Genomic DNA, 14,919 nt, shown 5'->3' with positions numbered 1-14,919 from the left:
AGTCCACCTACGCGCCGTTCGTCAGCAAGGCGTTCCAGCCCCTGGACGAGCGGAGCTCGTTTCAGGGGCGCGGGGAACTGCGCGAGAAGCGGCCACCGGGCCGCAGGCCGCGACGAGAGTTAGGCGAAGACCACCGTGCGGCGGCCGTTCAGGAGGATGCGGCGCTCGGCATGCCACTTGACGGCCCGCGCCAGCGCCTGGCACTCGACGTCCCGCCCGATGGCGACCAGCTGATCGGGCGTGACGTCGTGCCCGACCCGCTCGACCTCCTGCTCGATGATCGGCCCCTCGTCGAGGTCGGCGGTGACATAGTGCGCCGTCGCCCCGATCAGCTTCACACCCCGCGCATGCGCCTGGTGATACGGCTTGGCGCCCTTGAAGCTCGGCAGGAACGAGTGGTGGATGTTGATGATGCGCCCGCTGAGCTGCTTGCACAGGTCGTCGGAGAGCACCTGCATGTAGCGGGCGAGCACGACGAGCTCGACCTGCTCGGCGCGGACCAGTTCGAGCACCTGCGCCTCGGCGTCGGCCTTGGTGTCCTTCGTCACGGGAATGTGGCGGAAGGGGATGTCGTACGAGGCGACCAGCTCGGCGAAGTCCGTGTGGTTGGAGACGACGGCGGCGATGTCGACGGGCAGCGCGCCGATCCGGGCCCGGAAGAGCAGGTCGTTCAGGCAGTGGCCGAACTTGCTGACCATGAGCACGACCTTCATCCGGTCGGCGGCCCGGTGGATCTGCCAGTCCATCCGGAACGAGTCGCCGATCGCGGCGAAGCTGGCCCGCAGCTTCTCCACCGTCACCGGGGCGTCCGCGCTGAAGTGGACCCGCATGAAGAACAGCCCGGTGTCGTGATCGCCGAACTGCTGGCTGTCCTCGATGTTGCAGCCGGTCATGAAGAGATAGCTCGACACGGCGTGCACGATGCCCTGCTTGTCGGGGCAGGACAGGGTGAGGACGTACTGATCGGGACCGGCGTCGGCCGCGGACTGCGCATTCATAGGGGCAAGGTTCGCACACCCCGCTCGACGCCGACTCGCTGTCCCGTGGAGCGGACGGCCCCCGGGTCCTAGGCGGCCCGGGTCATGATCCGCAGCACTTCCAGGGTCCGTGGCGCCGTGTCGGGCTCCTCGCCGTCGCTCGTGGCGAGCAGGACGTGCGCCTCGCGGGCCGCGCGCACCGCGTCCGGCCACTCCTCGTGCTGGAGGTAGACCGAGACGGGGGCGTCGGGGCCGACCTGGTGCATGATGCGCAGCACCTTGAGCACCGCGGAGTCGACGAGCGCCGCCTCCCGCGCGTCCCGGAAGATCGTCCCGACGTACTTCTCGGCCGACCAGTTGTCCAGCCAGGTGTCCTCGACGAGGCGGTACACGGCGTCGGTCACGTCTCCGTACCCGTCCACACCGGACAGCCAGACGTCCCGCTGGAAGGACGGATCGGAGAGCATGTGCAGCGCGGAGCGCACATTGCTGCGCCAGCGCCACCACGGCATGTCGTTGAGTGGCATGCCGTCCATCCTCGTGGAGCGACGGCCGCGACGGGAAGACTTCTCCGAGCTTTGCACGGTCATCGATCGTACGTGCCGCTCGCGGGCGCGCCGACCGGCCCCCGTAATTCACCCGCGCGTCACCACGCGTTGACCGCTGGTCACCTCCGGGTTGGGAAGGCGGGGGAATCGTGCAGGATCATGACCGGCACGGGCGGCAAGCCCCCTCTCACCTCCACCGTCAAGCGCACCTTCACGCTGTTCAGGAAGGTCACCACCCTCGTCGCGGGCACGACCCTGGTCGCCGGCTGCGGACTGATCCCCTCCGTCACGGACCCGGGGGATCAGCCGATCACCGTGATGACCTGGGCGCCGGTGAAGACCGGGGCGACGAACCAGCCGGGCATGGCGGCCGTGGCCCAGGCGTACGCGCGCTGGATCAACGCCCGCGGCGGTCTGGGCGGGCACCAGCTGAAGGTGCTGACCTGCAACGACCACAACGACAACGTGGGCGCCGCGAAGTGCGCCCGCAGGGCCGTCGAGCAGAACGCCGTCGCCGTCGTCGGCTCCTACAGCCAGTACGGACGCTCGTTCATGTCGCCGCTCGAATCGGCCGGCATCCCCTACATAGGCGGCTACGGGGTGTCCGAACCCGAGTTCACCAGCCCGCTGTCCTATCCGGTCAACGGCGGCCAGGCCGCCCTGCTCGCCGGGAACGGGCAGCAGCTCGCCGAGGAGTGCTCGCGCACCGTGCTGGTGCGGCCCGACACCGCCGCGGGCGACGAACTCGTCTCCCTGATGAACACCGGCCTCGCCCTGCGCCACCGCCCCGCCGCCACCGATCTGCGGGCCGCCGAGGACGCCACCGACTACAACGACCAGGCGGTCGAGGCGCTGACCACGGCGAGCGCCGTGCCGGACGGCAAGGGGTGTGTGGTGGCCGCGCTCGGCGAGCGGACGAACACGTTCTTCGACTCGTTCCGGCGGCTGCGCGACGCCTATCCGAAGGTGCGCACGGCCAGCGTGCTCGGCAGCATCGACCAGTCCGTCATCAACCGCTCCGGCGGCGCCCGGAGCGCCTACGAGGGCGCGTACGTGACCGGCTGGTACCCGGCGACGAGCGACCGCCGCTGGGACCAGATGAAGAAGGCGATCAGCGAGAAGGCCTTCGGCGACAACCGGATCGACCCGGCGGACGCGGGCGTGCAGACGACCTGGATCGCGTACACCGTGCTGCGGCAGGTCGTCGAGGCGATCGGCGACGGCGAGGTGACCTCGGACACCGTGCGCCGCACGCTCGACAAGGGCCTGAAGGTCACGACGGGCGGCCTCACACCGCCGCTGCGCTGGGACTACGACCACATGTCGGCGGCCGGCGGCTATCCCCGGCTGGTGAACGCGCGGGTCACGTTCCAGGAGGTGCACGACGGGCGGCTGGTGGCGACGCGCTCTTCGTCGGTGGATGTGACGAAGACCCTGGCGGACGCGCCCTGACACCGGCCCACGAGAAGAGGGGCGCGGGCCGATGGCCCGCGCCCCTCTTCTCGTCTTTCCGGTTTCCGGCGCTACAGCTGGATCGCCGACCGCTGGGTCAGCCCGTACTTGGACGCGATCGCGTTCCACAGCTTCGCGGCCGCGTTCTTCTGCGTGGAGGCCGTCTGGCTGGACTCGTCCCCGGCATGGCGCTGCGGCGTCGCCCGGGCGCGGCCCTTGTGGCAGAGCTTCTTGTTGCCCGCGACCTGGTCGGCCCACGCCGCGTAGTGGCTGTCCGCCGACGCGGACGCCTTCCAGGCCTGGGTCAGCGCGGAGGTCAGCTGCGCGTTCTGCGGCAGCTTGTCCACGGACAGGGCGCCGAGCTTGGTCACCAGGTCGTTGCGCTGCTGCGCCGCGGCCCGCAGGTCCTTCGCGGCGGTGGGCAGTTCCTTGCAGGCGCCGGTGTTGGCGACCGACCGTACGACGGCGGAGCGGCTGTTGTTGGACTCGGCGAGCAGCTTGTCGAGGGCGACGGCCTGCTCCTTGGCCGGGTCGGCGGCCGGGGCTCCGGACTCGGCGGGCGCGGACGAGGAGTCCGAGACCGTCGTGGTGGTGTCGGCCTTCTTGTCGTCGTCGCCCCCGCTGAGCAGGGCGCCCGCCCCGATCCCGAGGACGAGGATGCCGACGCCGACCGCGGCGATCAGCGGACCCTTCGACCCCGTGCGGGACTTGCCGCGCGAGGCGGGCGGGGGCGCGTAGCCCTGCGGCTCCACCGGCGGCACGTACCCGGCCTGCGGGGCCTGCTGGGCCTGCGGGGTCTGCTGGGCGTGCGGGTCGAACCGCGGCATCTGCTGGGTGGAGGCGGCCTGGCCCTCGGGCTCCGTGCGGAACAGCGCGTCGAACTCGGCCGGGGGCTGCCGGTCACCCGGCGCGCCGGGGCGGATGCCGTAGGGCGCGGCCCCGGGCTGGCCGGGCACCGGCGGGATGTACTGGGTGGCGTCGCCGTCGCCGCCGGGCATGGCGCCCGGCATCGGCTGCTGCGGCGGCATCTGCTGCTGCGCCGGCTGCTGCATCGCGCGGCCGAGGAACTGCGTGGACTCGGCCGGGGCCTCCGGCGGCAGCGGGGACGCGCCGGTCTGCGGCGGTATGTACTGCGTCGCGTCGGCCGCGCCCTGCGGGGCTATGTACTGCGTGGCGTCACCGTCGTACCCGCCCTGCGGCGTGACCGGCGGCATCGGCCCGGCCTGGGCGTACTGCTGCGGCAGCGCCTGCGCGGGCGCCTGCTGCTGCGGCGGCAGCGCGCCGGCGGGCTGCTGCGGCGGCGCGACGGGCTGCTGCGCCGCGGGCTGCCCCCACTCGTACGTCGGCATCGGCTGGGCGGCCTGCGCCTGGTGGGACTCCGGGCCCCACGGCTGCCCCCAGGGGCTGGCGCCCGCGGGTCCCGCGGGCCCTGAGGGCGCGGCCTGGTCGCCGAACGTGCCCGGCAACAGGGGCTCACCACCGTCGGCAGGCAGCACGACACCTTCGTGTGCCTGCCGGGCCTGCGGAAGGTGCGGACTCTCGTCCTGCCCGCTCTGTCCGCTCTGCTGCGTCACCGGGACTCCTACTACGGATGGGGGACCATAACTGATTGCGGAATCGTCGGCTCACGCTACCGGGTCCTCGCACGCCCGTGCTACGCACCTCAAATCTGAGGAGCCTCCCCCGTGACAGGAGTAACAAAACCGGCCTCAGTGACGCTGTTTAAACACCGGCCCCTCCTACGCGGCGGCCTGGAGCTCCACCCGCGCCCCGAACTCCCGCACCACGGCCTCCTCACGGAACGGTTCGAGCCGTTCTTTGAAGTCGTCCAGATATTCGGCGCCGCGGTTCGAGCGCAGCGTGCCGAGCAGCTCCACGGCCCGAAGTCCCGTGTGACAGGCCTGTTCCACCTCGCGCTGCTGCACCTGCGCCGTCGCGAGCAGCACGAGCCCGATGGCGCGGCGCCTGGCCCGCGACTGCGGGTGGCCGTCCAGCGACTCCTGCGCGCACCGCGCCGCCTCGCGCGCCTGCCCCAGATCCCGGTGGCAGTGGGCGAGTTCGTCGGCGAGATAGGCCGGATCGAAGTGGGCGATCCAGGCCGGGTCGTCGCCGGAGCGCGGGTCGACCTGGTCCATGGCGGCCAGCGCCCGGCCGCCCGCGCTCTGCGCCGAGCGCGCGTCCCCGAGCAGCGCGTGGCCGCGCGCTTCGGCGGCGTGGAACATCGCCTCCGCGCGCGGCGTCACGCGTCCGCGCGTCCCCTCCTGAGCCGCGCGGGCGAGCTGGGCGATCTCGCGCGGGTTGCCGAGCTGGGCCGCCAAGTGGCTCATGGACGCGGCCAGTACGTACCCGCCGTAACCGCGGTCCCCCGCCGCCTGGGCCAGCCTGAGTGCCTGGATGTAGTAGCGCTGGGCGAGGCCCGGCTGGCCGGTGTCGACGGCCATGTACCCGGCCAGCTCCGTCAACCGCGCGACGGCGGCGAACAGTTCACGCCCCACGGCCTCCCGGTAGGAGCCCGCGAGCAGTCCGCTGACCACGCTGTTCAGGTAGTGCACCACCACGGGCCGCACGTGTCCGCTGCCGTACTGGTGGTCGAGGTCGGTCAGCGCCTGTGTCATCGCCTTGACCGCCGCCACGTCGGACGGGCCGACGCGCGGCCCGGCCGTCCGGGCCACCTGCGAGTCCGGCACCGAGATCAGCCAGTCGCGGCTCGGCTCGACGAGCGCGGACGAGGCGACGGACGACCCCGAGAGGAAGTCCCTGCGCCCCACGTCGCTGCGCCACAGCTCGCAGACCTGCTCGATGGCGCCGAGCACCGTCGGCGAGAACTGGAGCCCGACGCCGGACGCCAGGTTCTTGCCGTTGGCCATCCCGATCTCGTCGATCGTGACGGTCCGGCCCAGCTTGCGGCCGAGTGCCTCCGCGATGATCCCCGGAGCCCGCCCGCGCGGCTGCTGCCCGCGCAGCCAGCGGGCCACGGACGTCTTGTCGTACCGCAGATCGAGGCCGTGCTCCGCTCCGCACATGTTGACCCGGCGGGCAAGGCCGGCGTTGGAGCAGCCCGCCTCCTGGATCAGTGCCTGCAGCCGTTCGTTGGGCTGTCGCGCTACGAGTGGCCGTGCGGCCATGGCGTACCCCCTGCTGTCCCCAGGATCCTGGTCACTAGGTCGTCAGATCGTCATCACTGGCATCGGTGGATCAATGCCCGGCGGACAAACGGAAGATGCAACACAAACGGGTACTAAATGCATAACCCTCTCGGGTGTTCTCCCCCTCGCCCCTCGCTTTCTGGTCCCTGGCTACCCGGCCCCCGCTGCCGTTGCCCATGCGCGCCCCCACCCATGCACCCATGCGCCCCACATGCGGGAACGATGCTCCCTCCTCCTCCTTACGTGCGCCCGTAACCCGAGGGAAGGGCGGGAGTTGAGAACGACGTGGAAGAGACCATCGCAGGCACCTCGGACGTCACCTCACCCGCCGGCCCCGCCGGCCCGGTCGGCGCTTCCGGCCAGATCCCCCAGCAGCGCGGCGAATCCCTGCTCGACACCGCCGTACGCTATGCGGAGGAGCGGCACTGGGACGTGTTCCCAGGAACCTGGCTGGAGTTCGACGACGGCGTCCAGCGCTGTTCGTGCGAGGACCTCCAGTGCGCGCGCCCCGGCGCACATCCCGCGCGCGACGACTGGGCGACCCAGGCGACCGGCAGCGCCACCGTGGCCCGCCGCGTGTGGTCGAAGCAGCCGAAGGCCTCGATCCTCCTCCCCACGGGCCGTACGTTCGACGCGATCGACGTCCCCGAGACCGCCGGGTTCCTCGCTCTTGCCCGCATGGAGCGCATGGAGCTGACCCTCGGCCCGGTCACCTGCACCCCCGACCGCCGCATGCAGTTCTTCGTTCTGCCCGGCGCCACCCTGAAGGTCCCCGACCTCGTACGGAAGCTGGGCTGGCCGCCCGCCTCCCTCGACCTGGTCGCGCTCGGCGAGGGTGCCTTCGTCGCCGCTCCCCCGACCCGCTTCGGCAGCCAGGGCGCCGTGCAGTGGGCGTGCCGGCCGACCGCGGCCAACCGCTGGCTGCCGGACGCCGAGGAGCTGATCTCGCCGCTGGCCTACGCGTGCGGGCGCGAGAGCGGGCGCAGGTAACGGCGCGGCGCCTGCTGGGGGCCGGGGCACGCCCCGCATAGGGTTCACCCATGAGCGAGGCAGCGGCGGCCGTACGCGTACACGACCTCTGGAAGTCCTTCGGGCGGCAGACGGCGGTCGCCGGGATCGAACTCTCGCTTCCGGCGGGCCGGTTCATCGGCCTGGTCGGGCCGAACGGGGCGGGCAAGACCACGACCCTGTCCATGGTGACCGGACTGCTGCGCCCCGACCGGGGCACCGTCCAGGTCGCGGGCCACGACGTCTGGGCCGATCCCGCGGCGGTGAAGGCCCGGATCGGCGTCCTCCCGGAGGGGCTGCGCCTCTTCGAGCGGCTCTCCGGGCGCGAACTCCTCGGCTACACCGGGCGCTTGCGCGGGCTGCCCGGCGCCGAGGTCGACAAACGGGCCGGGCAACTGCTCGACGTCCTCGACCTCGCCTCCTCCCAGGACAAGCTGGTCGTCGACTACTCCACCGGGATGCGCAAGAAGATCGGTCTCGCCGCGGCCCTCCTCCACAACCCCGAAGTCCTCTTCCTCGACGAGCCGTTCGAGGGCGTCGACCCGGTCTCCGCGCAGACCATCCGCGGAGTCCTCGAACGGTTCACCCGGTCCGGGGCCACCGTCGTCTTCTCCTCGCACGTCATGGAGCTGGTGGAGTCGCTGTGCGACTGGGTCGCGGTGATGGCGGCCGGACACATCAGGGCGCAGGGACCGCTGGCCGACGTACGCGGCTCCGCCGGATCCCTCCAGGAGGCGTTCCTGGAGCTGGTCGGGGCGCAGGGCCGGGCCGACGGCGGCACGCTGGACTGGCTCGGCAACCAGCCCGGGACCCCGGCATGACCGGCGCCGCGCCCCTCACCGGGACCCTGGTCCGGCTGAAACTCGCCCTGCTGCGCAACGGCCTGCGGCAGTCCGGCGGACGCCTGGCCGCCTACCTCGCCTCGGCCGCCCTCGTGCTGCTGCTCACCGCGCTGGTCCTGCTCGGCCTGATCCTGCTGCACGGGAACGCGCACGCCGCCACCGTCGGCGTCCTGCTCACCCTGCTGCTCGCCCTCGGCTGGGCCGTGTTCCCGCTGTTCTTCCCGAGCGGCGACGAGACCCTGGACCCGACGAAGCTCGTGATGCTGCCGCTGCGCACCGATCCGCTCGTGCGCGGGCTGCTCGTCTCCTCGCTCGTCGGCATCGGACCGCTGTTCACGCTCTGCGTGCTCGGAGGCGCCGGATACGCGGCCGCGCGCGGGCCGGCCGGCGCGGTGGCCGCCGTCGTCGCCGTCCCCCTCGCCCTGCTCACCTGCGTCGCGCTGGCCCGCACCGTGGCCGCCGCCAACATCCGGCTGCTCACCAGCCGCAAGGGCCGCGATCTCGCCGTGCTCAGCGGCCTCGTCATCGCGATCGGCGCCCAGCTCGTCAACTTCGGCGTCCGCAAGCTGGGTTCGGAGGGCGGCATCGACGCGCTCGACCCCGCCGGGCAGGTGCTGCGCTGGGTGCCGCCCGCGTCGGCGGTCGGCGCGGTGGACTCGGCGGGCGAGGGCGCGTACGGCACCGCCGTCGCCCAACTCGTGCTCTGCGGCGCCGCGCTCGCCGGGCTGCTGCTGCTCTGGCGGCGGGCCCTGGACCGGCTGATGACCGCGCCCGACGGCTCGACCCTCCAGGCCGCGCAGCCGTCCCGGCGCACCCGCCGCACCGGGCCGCGGCTGCTGCCCGGCGGCCGCACCGGCACCGTCATGGAGCGCAGCCTGCGCTACGTCTGGCGCGACCCGAAGACCAAGGCGGCCTGGGTCACCTCGCTCGCCATCGGCCTGATCGTGCCGGTCTTCAACGCGCTCCAGGGCACCGGCTCCGTCTACTTCGCGTGCTTCGCCGCCGGCATGCTCGGCATCCAGATGTACAACCAGTTCGGCCAGGACACCTCGGCGTTCTGGATGGTGGCGATGACCATCGCGTCCGCGCGGGACGCCTACGCCGAACTGCGCGCCCGCACACTGGCGCTGCTGCTGATCACGCTCCCGTACGCGGTTCTGGTCACGGTGGTCACCACGGCGCTGCTCGGCGCCTGGCACGCCCTGCCGGAGACGCTCGGCCTGTCCTTCGCGCTGCTCGGCGCGATGCTCGCCACGGGGGCCTGGACGTCGGCGCGGTTCCCGTACTCGATCCCGCAGGAGGGTTACAAGAACGTCGCCCCCGGCCAGGCGGGACTGGCCTGGATAGCGATCTTCGGCGGGATGGTCGCGGCGGCGCTGCTGTGCGCCCCCGTCATCGCGCTCACGATCGCCCTGCACGCGACGGGCGCGGACTCCTGGGCCTGGACGCTGCTGCCGGTCGGCGCGGCCTACGGCGCCACGGTCACGTACCTCGGGCTGCGCCTCGCGGCCCCGCGCACGGCGGACCGGCTGCCGGAGATCCTGGCGGCCGTCAGCAAGGGCTGAAACAGGCCGCCGAAACGCAGGCGACCCGCGAGCCGTGGTTCCCCCGTCGAGACGGGTGGAAGCCGGCCGGACGTACCGGCAGCTCGCGGGTCGGGTGACTGCTTGGAATTGGGCCGGCTGGTCCGGCGCCGAATACGTGATGCGACGTCGGGCTCTAGCCCGCAGTCACCTCAGACGTCCGGTGTGCATACATGCTCCGAACCACCTCCTTTCAGTCTGTACGACACAGCCTAGGGAGACGCCCGGAACGGCTCAACCGGTTTTTCAGGCTCCGGTCGGGGGTTGCGCTGAGCTCGGTCCTGGACTGCATGCTGGACCCGTGCGCTCATCTGATTCCACCCGCCGCTCGATTTCTCCGAAGTTGACAGAACTCCATGTGGGATGCGTCACGTTCGAGTTGAATGATCTGAGCAGGACACCGACACAGCCTGCGGGGGGTGGTGCCAGGTGAGTGCTTCACGGCGTAGTGGAACCACCGATGAACTGGGGCCCGACGAGCCCGACGGGGCCGATCTGCTGGCCGCGCTGCTCGACGGGATGGACGCCGCGCTGTGCGCGTTCGACGCCGACGGGGTGGTGACCCACTGGAACCGGGAGGCCGAGCGGATACTCGGCTGGTCCGCGGCGGAGGCCGTCGGGCGGCAGGGGTTCGCGGGATGGGCCGTGCGGTCCGCCGACGCCGAGGAGGTCCAGGAGCGGCTGCTGGCCGCCATGCACGCGTCGGGGCGGCAGGTCGCGGAGTTCGCCCTCGTCACCAAGGAAGGCGGCCGGGTCCTCGTACGGACCCAGTCCGCCGCCGTGCGCGGAACCGACGGGAAGCCCGCGGGGGTGTACTGCGCGTTCAGCGAGGTGCACGCGCAGATCGATCTGGAGCGGTCCATCGCCCTGAGCGAGGCGCTGTTCGAGGACGCCGCGTGGGGCGTGGTGCTCGTCGACGCCGACCTGCGGCCCGCCGTGGTCAACGCGCACGCGGCGCGGGCGCTCGGCTCCGGGCGCACCGCCGTGCTCGGGCGGCCCCTGGGCGAGCTGATCTCCCAGGGCGTGGAGGAGCTGGAGGGCGCGCTGGCGCACGTGCTGTCGGAGGGGGCCCCGCCCTCGCCGATGGAGGTGTGGGTGACGGTGCGGGTCCCCGCCGAGAGCGGGGGCAGTGGGGGCAGTGGGGTGCGGCAGGAGCGGCGGTGCTGGCGGAGCGGGTTCGTGCGGCTCGCCTCGCCGCTCGCGGAGGAGCCGGTGCCGCTCGGTGTCGGCTGGCTGTTCCAGGACGTGACCGAGGCCAAGCACACCGAGCAGGAGGCCGCGCAGCTGCGGTTCCGGGCGCATCAGCTGCACCGGGCGGCGCGGGCGGCCGCCGAGTGCGAGGATCCGGCCGAGGCGGCGACGGTGCACCTGGACTTCGCGCTCGCCGGGTTCGCCGACCATGCCGTGGTCGATCTGCTGGTGAGCGAGGATCCGGTGCGGCTGGTGCGGGCCGCGGCGACGCCGTCGGGGGCGCCCGGGCCTGGGCTGCTGGTGACGCGCGGGGCGCTGCCGGTGCGGTATGCGGAGGGGCATCCGGCGGTGCAGTGCGTGGAGCGGGCCGGTTCGGTGCGGGCCGCTGCCGCGAGCACCGATGACGAGGTGGCCTGGGCCGCGGCGCGGCAGTGGCCCGAGGGGAGCCGGCACGCGCTGTGCGCCGTGCTGCGCAGTCGGGGGCGGACGCTCGGGGTGGTGACGTTCTTGCGGGGCGGGAGCCGGGTCCGGTTCGAGCGGGGTGACGCCATGTACGCGGAGAGTGTGGCCGGGCTGATCGCGGGGGCCGTGGATCTGGCGGGCTGAGGGCGTTTTGGGTTGTCGTTCGGCTGACGGCCGGTGGGGCTTCTCGCGCAGTTCCCCGCGCCCCTGAGGCATGCGCTCCGCGCAGCCTCCCCTGGAGGCCGCAGGCCTCTCAGGGGCGCGGTCTCAGTGCTGGTAGAAGATGCGGTCCCGGTATTCGTCGAAGACCTTGGCGTTCCAGGTGTGGCCCCCGTCCACGTTCCCCGAGCGCAGCAGCGGAGGCTGGATGCCGCGGTCGGCGAGGGTGGCCGCGCAGGTGGCCAGGGTGGCCTGCATCAGGGCGCTGGTGGTGATGGTGGAGGCCGAGGCGAAGGGGGCGTCGACACCCTCGTGGGTGAGCTCGGCGTCGCCCACGGCGATCTTGGAGTCCAGGACCACGTCGCAGTGGTCGCGCAGGAACGTGCCCGAGGAGTGCCGGGACGTGGGTGCGTCGGGCCCGGTCGCGTAGGACAGGGACGTGACGCCGATGACCTTCAGGCCGAGGGCGCGGGCGTGCGTGGCCATCTCGACCGGCAGGGCGTTGCGCCCCGAGAGGGAGATGATCACCAGGGCGTCGCCGGCCCGGGCGGGGCTGGCGTCCAGGACGGCGGCCGCCAGACCGTCCACCCGCTCCAGGGCGGAGCCGAGCGTGGCCGGCATGACGTCGACGCCGACCGCGCCGGGCACGGCGAGCAGGTTCATCAGGGCGAGGCTTCCGGCGCGGTAGACGACGTCCTGCGCGGCGAGCGAGGAGTGGCCCGCGCCGAACGCGAAGAGGCGCCCGCCCGCGGTGACGGTGTCGGCGAGCAGGGTGCCGGCCGCTTCGACGGTGCCCGCCTCCTCGTCCCTGACCCGCTTCAGCAGGGCGATCGAGGCGTCGAGGTACTGCGCGGCCAGTGTGCTGCTGTCGCTCATCGGCGTAGCCCCTTGGGTCTCGGTGTCGCGGATCACCGTGCGGTCTGGACCAGGGCTCTGTCAATACACCCACGGAGCGCGCCGGACCCCCTGTTTCCCCGGGGTTCTCCTGGCGCGGCACGGTTGTCAGCGGTATGCGTCAGAATTGACGTCAGGGCCAGCGCACGCGCTGCGCGGCCGGCCAGCGGGGCCGGCGCACAGCTACACAGCTATACGAGGGGCACGTATGTCCGGACTGATCGACACCACGGAGATGTACCTCCGCACCATCCTCGAGCTGGAGGAGGAAGGTGTGGTCCCCATGCGCGCCCGGATCGCCGAGCGGCTCGACCAGAGCGGCCCGACGGTCAGCCAGACCGTGGCCCGGATGGAGCGGGACGGCCTGGTGGCCGTCGCCGCCGACCGTCACCTGGAGCTGACCGACGAGGGGCGCCGGCTCGCGACCCGCGTCATGCGCAAGCACCGGCTCGCCGAGTGCCTGCTGGTCGACGTGATCGGCCTGGAGTGGGAGCAGGTGCACGCGGAGGCCTGCCGCTGGGAGCACGTGATGAGCGAGGCGGTGGAGCGGCGCGTGCTCGAACTGCTGCGCCACCCGACCGAGTCGCCGTACGGGAACCCGATTCCGGGCCTGGAGGAGCTGGGCGAGAAGGACGGCGCGGACCCGTTCCTGGACGAGGGCATGGTCTCGCTCGCCGATCTCGACGCGAGCGGGGACGGCATGACCGTCGTCGTCCGCCGCATCGGCGAGCCGATCCAGACGGACGCGCAGCTGATGTACACGCTGCGCCGGGCGGGTGTGCAGCCCGGTTCGGTGGTCAGCGTGACGCAGTCGCCGGGTGGGGTGCTGGTGGGCAGCAGCGGTGAGGCGGCCGAGCTGGAGTCGGAGGTCGCCTCGCACGTCTTCGTGGCCAAGCGCTGATCCGCGGACGGCGGCGGGCGCGTGCGGGAGCGCGTGCCGCGGCGTGTTCCGTGCGCCGCGTGGGGCTGGGGGAGCCCGTGCGGCGACGCTCGGCAGCCTGACGTCAACATCCGTGGTACGGCCGGGAGTTGACTGATATTCGCGCATGCTGGGCGTTTGCGCAGAAAGCAAGATTCACTGTGCGGAATCGCAGCGCTCCGACGCTCCGCGTGCCAGGCTGTCGCGTGAGGCATATGACCGGAGGGGGCCTGGGATGGACCGGCCGTTCGGGGCACGACGGGCTCGCGGGAAGCGGGAGCGGCCCGGCCCGGCGGATGTTCCTGCCCGTCACGCAGAGGGCCCCGGCGCCTTGCGGCGCCGGGGCCTGTCCTCCCCTGTGCTGACCCGGAGCCCCGAGCTCCCAGGGTCATTTCCCTCGGACCGTCTTCCCCGAGCGGTCCGCCCCCCGAGGAAGAGATCCCCTCGGTGGCGCCGGTCATTCCTTGAGCGTTGTCACTCGAACGAGGGGTGTTTCCGGGGAGTATCACGCTTTCGAAAAAAGGTTCGATAGCGTGCGCGGGTACGCGACTGCAGGCGCGACCACAAGGGGGTGCCAGGGCCTATGGCACAGCGCATCGACGTGACCGGAGGGGGCGGGGTCCGCTTAGCGGCCTGGGAGTACGCCGACCCTCCCAAGGCGGCCGAGGCCGGCCGCGGTCCGGGGGTGCTGTTACTGCACGGCCTGATGGGCCGGGCGTCCCATTGGGCCGGTACGGCGCGCTGGCTGGCCGAGCGCCATCGGGCGGTCGCCCTCGACCAGCGCGGGCACGGACAGAGCGACAAACCGACGCAGGGTCCCTTCGACCGCGAGGCGTACGTGCTCGACGCGGAGGCGGCGCTGGTGCAGCTCGGGCTTGAGCCCGCGGTGCTGATCGGGCACTCGATGGGGGCGCTCACGGCCTGGCAGCTGGCCGCGCGGCGCCCCGATCTCGTCCGCGGTCTGGTGATCTGCGACATGCGGGCGTCCGCGCTGGGCGCCGCCTCCCAGCGGGAGTGGGAGGACTGGTTCAAGGCGTGGCCGCTGCCGTTCGCGACGCTCGCGGACGTGCGGAAGTGGTTCGGGGAGGACGATCCCTGGGTGGAGCGGCCCAATCCGGCGCGCGGGGAGTTCTACGCCGAGGTGATGACCGAGTCGGACGACGGGTGGCGGCCCGTCTTCTCGCGCCGTCAGATGCTGACCGCGCGGTCCACGTGGGTGTACGACGCGCACTGGGAGGAGTTGGCGGCCGTGCGGTGTCCGGCGCTGGTCGTGCGGGGGCTCGATGGGCAGTTGGGGCGGGCTGAGGCGCAGGAGATGGTGCGGGTCCTTCCCAGGGGGGAGTATGCCGAGGTGGCCGATGCCGGGCATCTCGTGCACTACGACCAGCCCGACGCGTGGCGGGCCGCCATCGAGCCGTTTCTGGACGGGGTGCTGGCGGGGCTCTGAGGGGGCGCGTGGTCGGGCGCGGGCCCGGTGGGGGCCGGTCGCGCAGTTCCCCGCGCCCCTGGGTTGTACGTCGTCCGCGGCCCGGTGGGGCTTCTCGCGCAGTTCCCCGCGCCCCTAAAACCAGATGCCACGCGCGCCTCTCGTCGTGGTTGCTCGCGCAGTTCCCCGCGCCCCTGAAACCCGTTGTCACGCGCGGCTCTCGTCGTGGTTGCTCGCGCAGTTCCCCGCGCCCCTGAAACCCGTTGTCACGCGCGGCTCTCGTCGTGGTTGCTCGCGCAGTTCCCCGCGCCC

Annotated in this window: 12 protein-coding genes; 7 read left to right on the top strand and 5 right to left on the bottom strand. The window is 72.4% G+C overall.

Features of this window, described 5'->3' with window-relative positions; translation table 11 throughout:
* Positions 1-119 precede the first annotated feature (119 nt).
* Both purU and ABZ930_RS40150 read right to left on the bottom strand, forming a co-directional pair.
* Positions 120-998 carry a formyltetrahydrofolate deformylase gene (gene purU / locus ABZ930_RS40155; RefSeq protein ID WP_361560125.1) on the bottom strand — a complete coding sequence of 293 codons (879 nt, stop codon included), beginning with the start codon at positions 996-998 and terminating at the stop codon, positions 120-122.
* Between the two features lie 68 nt (positions 999-1,066).
* The gene (locus tag ABZ930_RS40150; RefSeq protein ID WP_361560122.1) at positions 1,067-1,567 is read right to left on the bottom strand and encodes a hypothetical protein; all 501 of its coding nucleotides are present in this window, start codon (positions 1,565-1,567) and stop codon (positions 1,067-1,069) included.
* Between the two features lie 117 nt (positions 1,568-1,684).
* On the opposite strand from ABZ930_RS40150, the gene ABZ930_RS40145 reads away from it, so the two are divergent.
* The gene (locus ABZ930_RS40145) at positions 1,685-2,977 is read left to right on the top strand and encodes an ABC transporter substrate-binding protein (RefSeq protein WP_361560119.1); all 1,293 of its coding nucleotides are present in this window, start codon (positions 1,685-1,687) and stop codon (positions 2,975-2,977) included.
* A 71-nt stretch (positions 2,978-3,048) separates the two neighbouring features.
* Here the strand turns inward: ABZ930_RS40145 and ABZ930_RS40140 are convergent, their stop codons facing one another.
* Positions 3,049-4,551, bottom strand: a complete 1,503-nt coding sequence (locus ABZ930_RS40140) for a hypothetical protein (protein ID WP_361560116.1) — start codon at positions 4,549-4,551, stop codon at positions 3,049-3,051.
* Positions 4,552-4,716: 165 nt separating this feature from the next.
* Complete coding sequence (locus tag ABZ930_RS40135; RefSeq protein WP_361560113.1) at positions 4,717-6,102, bottom strand: transcriptional regulator; 1,386 nt, start codon at positions 6,100-6,102, stop codon at positions 4,717-4,719.
* Positions 6,103-6,420: 318 nt separating this feature from the next.
* On the opposite strand from ABZ930_RS40135, the gene ABZ930_RS40130 reads away from it, so the two are divergent.
* The 4 genes from ABZ930_RS40130 (at position 6,421) to ABZ930_RS40115 (ending at position 11,353) form a co-directional block, all read left to right on the top strand.
* Entirely contained in the window at positions 6,421-7,113 is a 693-nt protein-coding gene (locus tag ABZ930_RS40130) for a bifunctional DNA primase/polymerase (RefSeq protein ID WP_361560128.1), read from the top strand.
* A 50-nt stretch (positions 7,114-7,163) separates the two neighbouring features.
* A complete protein-coding gene (locus ABZ930_RS40125; protein ID WP_361560111.1) occupies positions 7,164-7,952 on the top strand; it encodes an ABC transporter ATP-binding protein in 789 nt (262 codons plus the stop codon).
* On the top strand, positions 7,949-9,538 hold the full coding sequence (locus ABZ930_RS40120) for a transporter (RefSeq protein ID WP_361560109.1): 1,590 nt from the start codon (positions 7,949-7,951) through the stop codon (positions 9,536-9,538). Before ABZ930_RS40125 ends, ABZ930_RS40120 begins: the two co-directional genes overlap by 4 nt.
* A 447-nt stretch (positions 9,539-9,985) precedes the next feature.
* Positions 9,986-11,353, top strand: a complete 1,368-nt coding sequence (locus ABZ930_RS40115) for a PAS domain-containing protein (RefSeq protein ID WP_361560106.1) — start codon at positions 9,986-9,988, stop codon at positions 11,351-11,353.
* Positions 11,354-11,476: 123 nt separating this feature from the next.
* Here ABZ930_RS40115 and ABZ930_RS40110 read toward each other — a convergent pair whose 3' ends face one another.
* Positions 11,477-12,244 (bottom strand): SIS domain-containing protein, encoded by a 768-nt coding sequence (locus tag ABZ930_RS40110; RefSeq protein WP_361560103.1) that lies wholly within the window; start codon positions 12,242-12,244, stop codon positions 11,477-11,479.
* Positions 12,245-12,470: 226 nt separating this feature from the next.
* Here ABZ930_RS40110 and ABZ930_RS40105 point away from each other — a divergent pair, with 226 nt between their 5' ends.
* Together ABZ930_RS40105 and ABZ930_RS40100 are read left to right on the top strand one after the other, a co-directional pair.
* Positions 12,471-13,163, top strand: a complete 693-nt coding sequence (locus ABZ930_RS40105) for a metal-dependent transcriptional regulator (RefSeq protein WP_111665324.1) — start codon at positions 12,471-12,473, stop codon at positions 13,161-13,163.
* A 601-nt stretch (positions 13,164-13,764) separates the two neighbouring features.
* Complete coding sequence (locus ABZ930_RS40100; protein ID WP_361560100.1) at positions 13,765-14,628, top strand: alpha/beta hydrolase; 864 nt, start codon at positions 13,765-13,767, stop codon at positions 14,626-14,628.
* Positions 14,629-14,919 lie beyond the last annotated feature (291 nt).

It is taken from the genome of Streptomyces sp. NPDC046716 (assembly GCF_040645755.1).
Lineage (GTDB): Bacteria > Actinomycetota > Actinomycetes > Streptomycetales > Streptomycetaceae > Streptomyces.
This window is presented reverse-complemented; position numbering and strand designations above follow the sequence as displayed.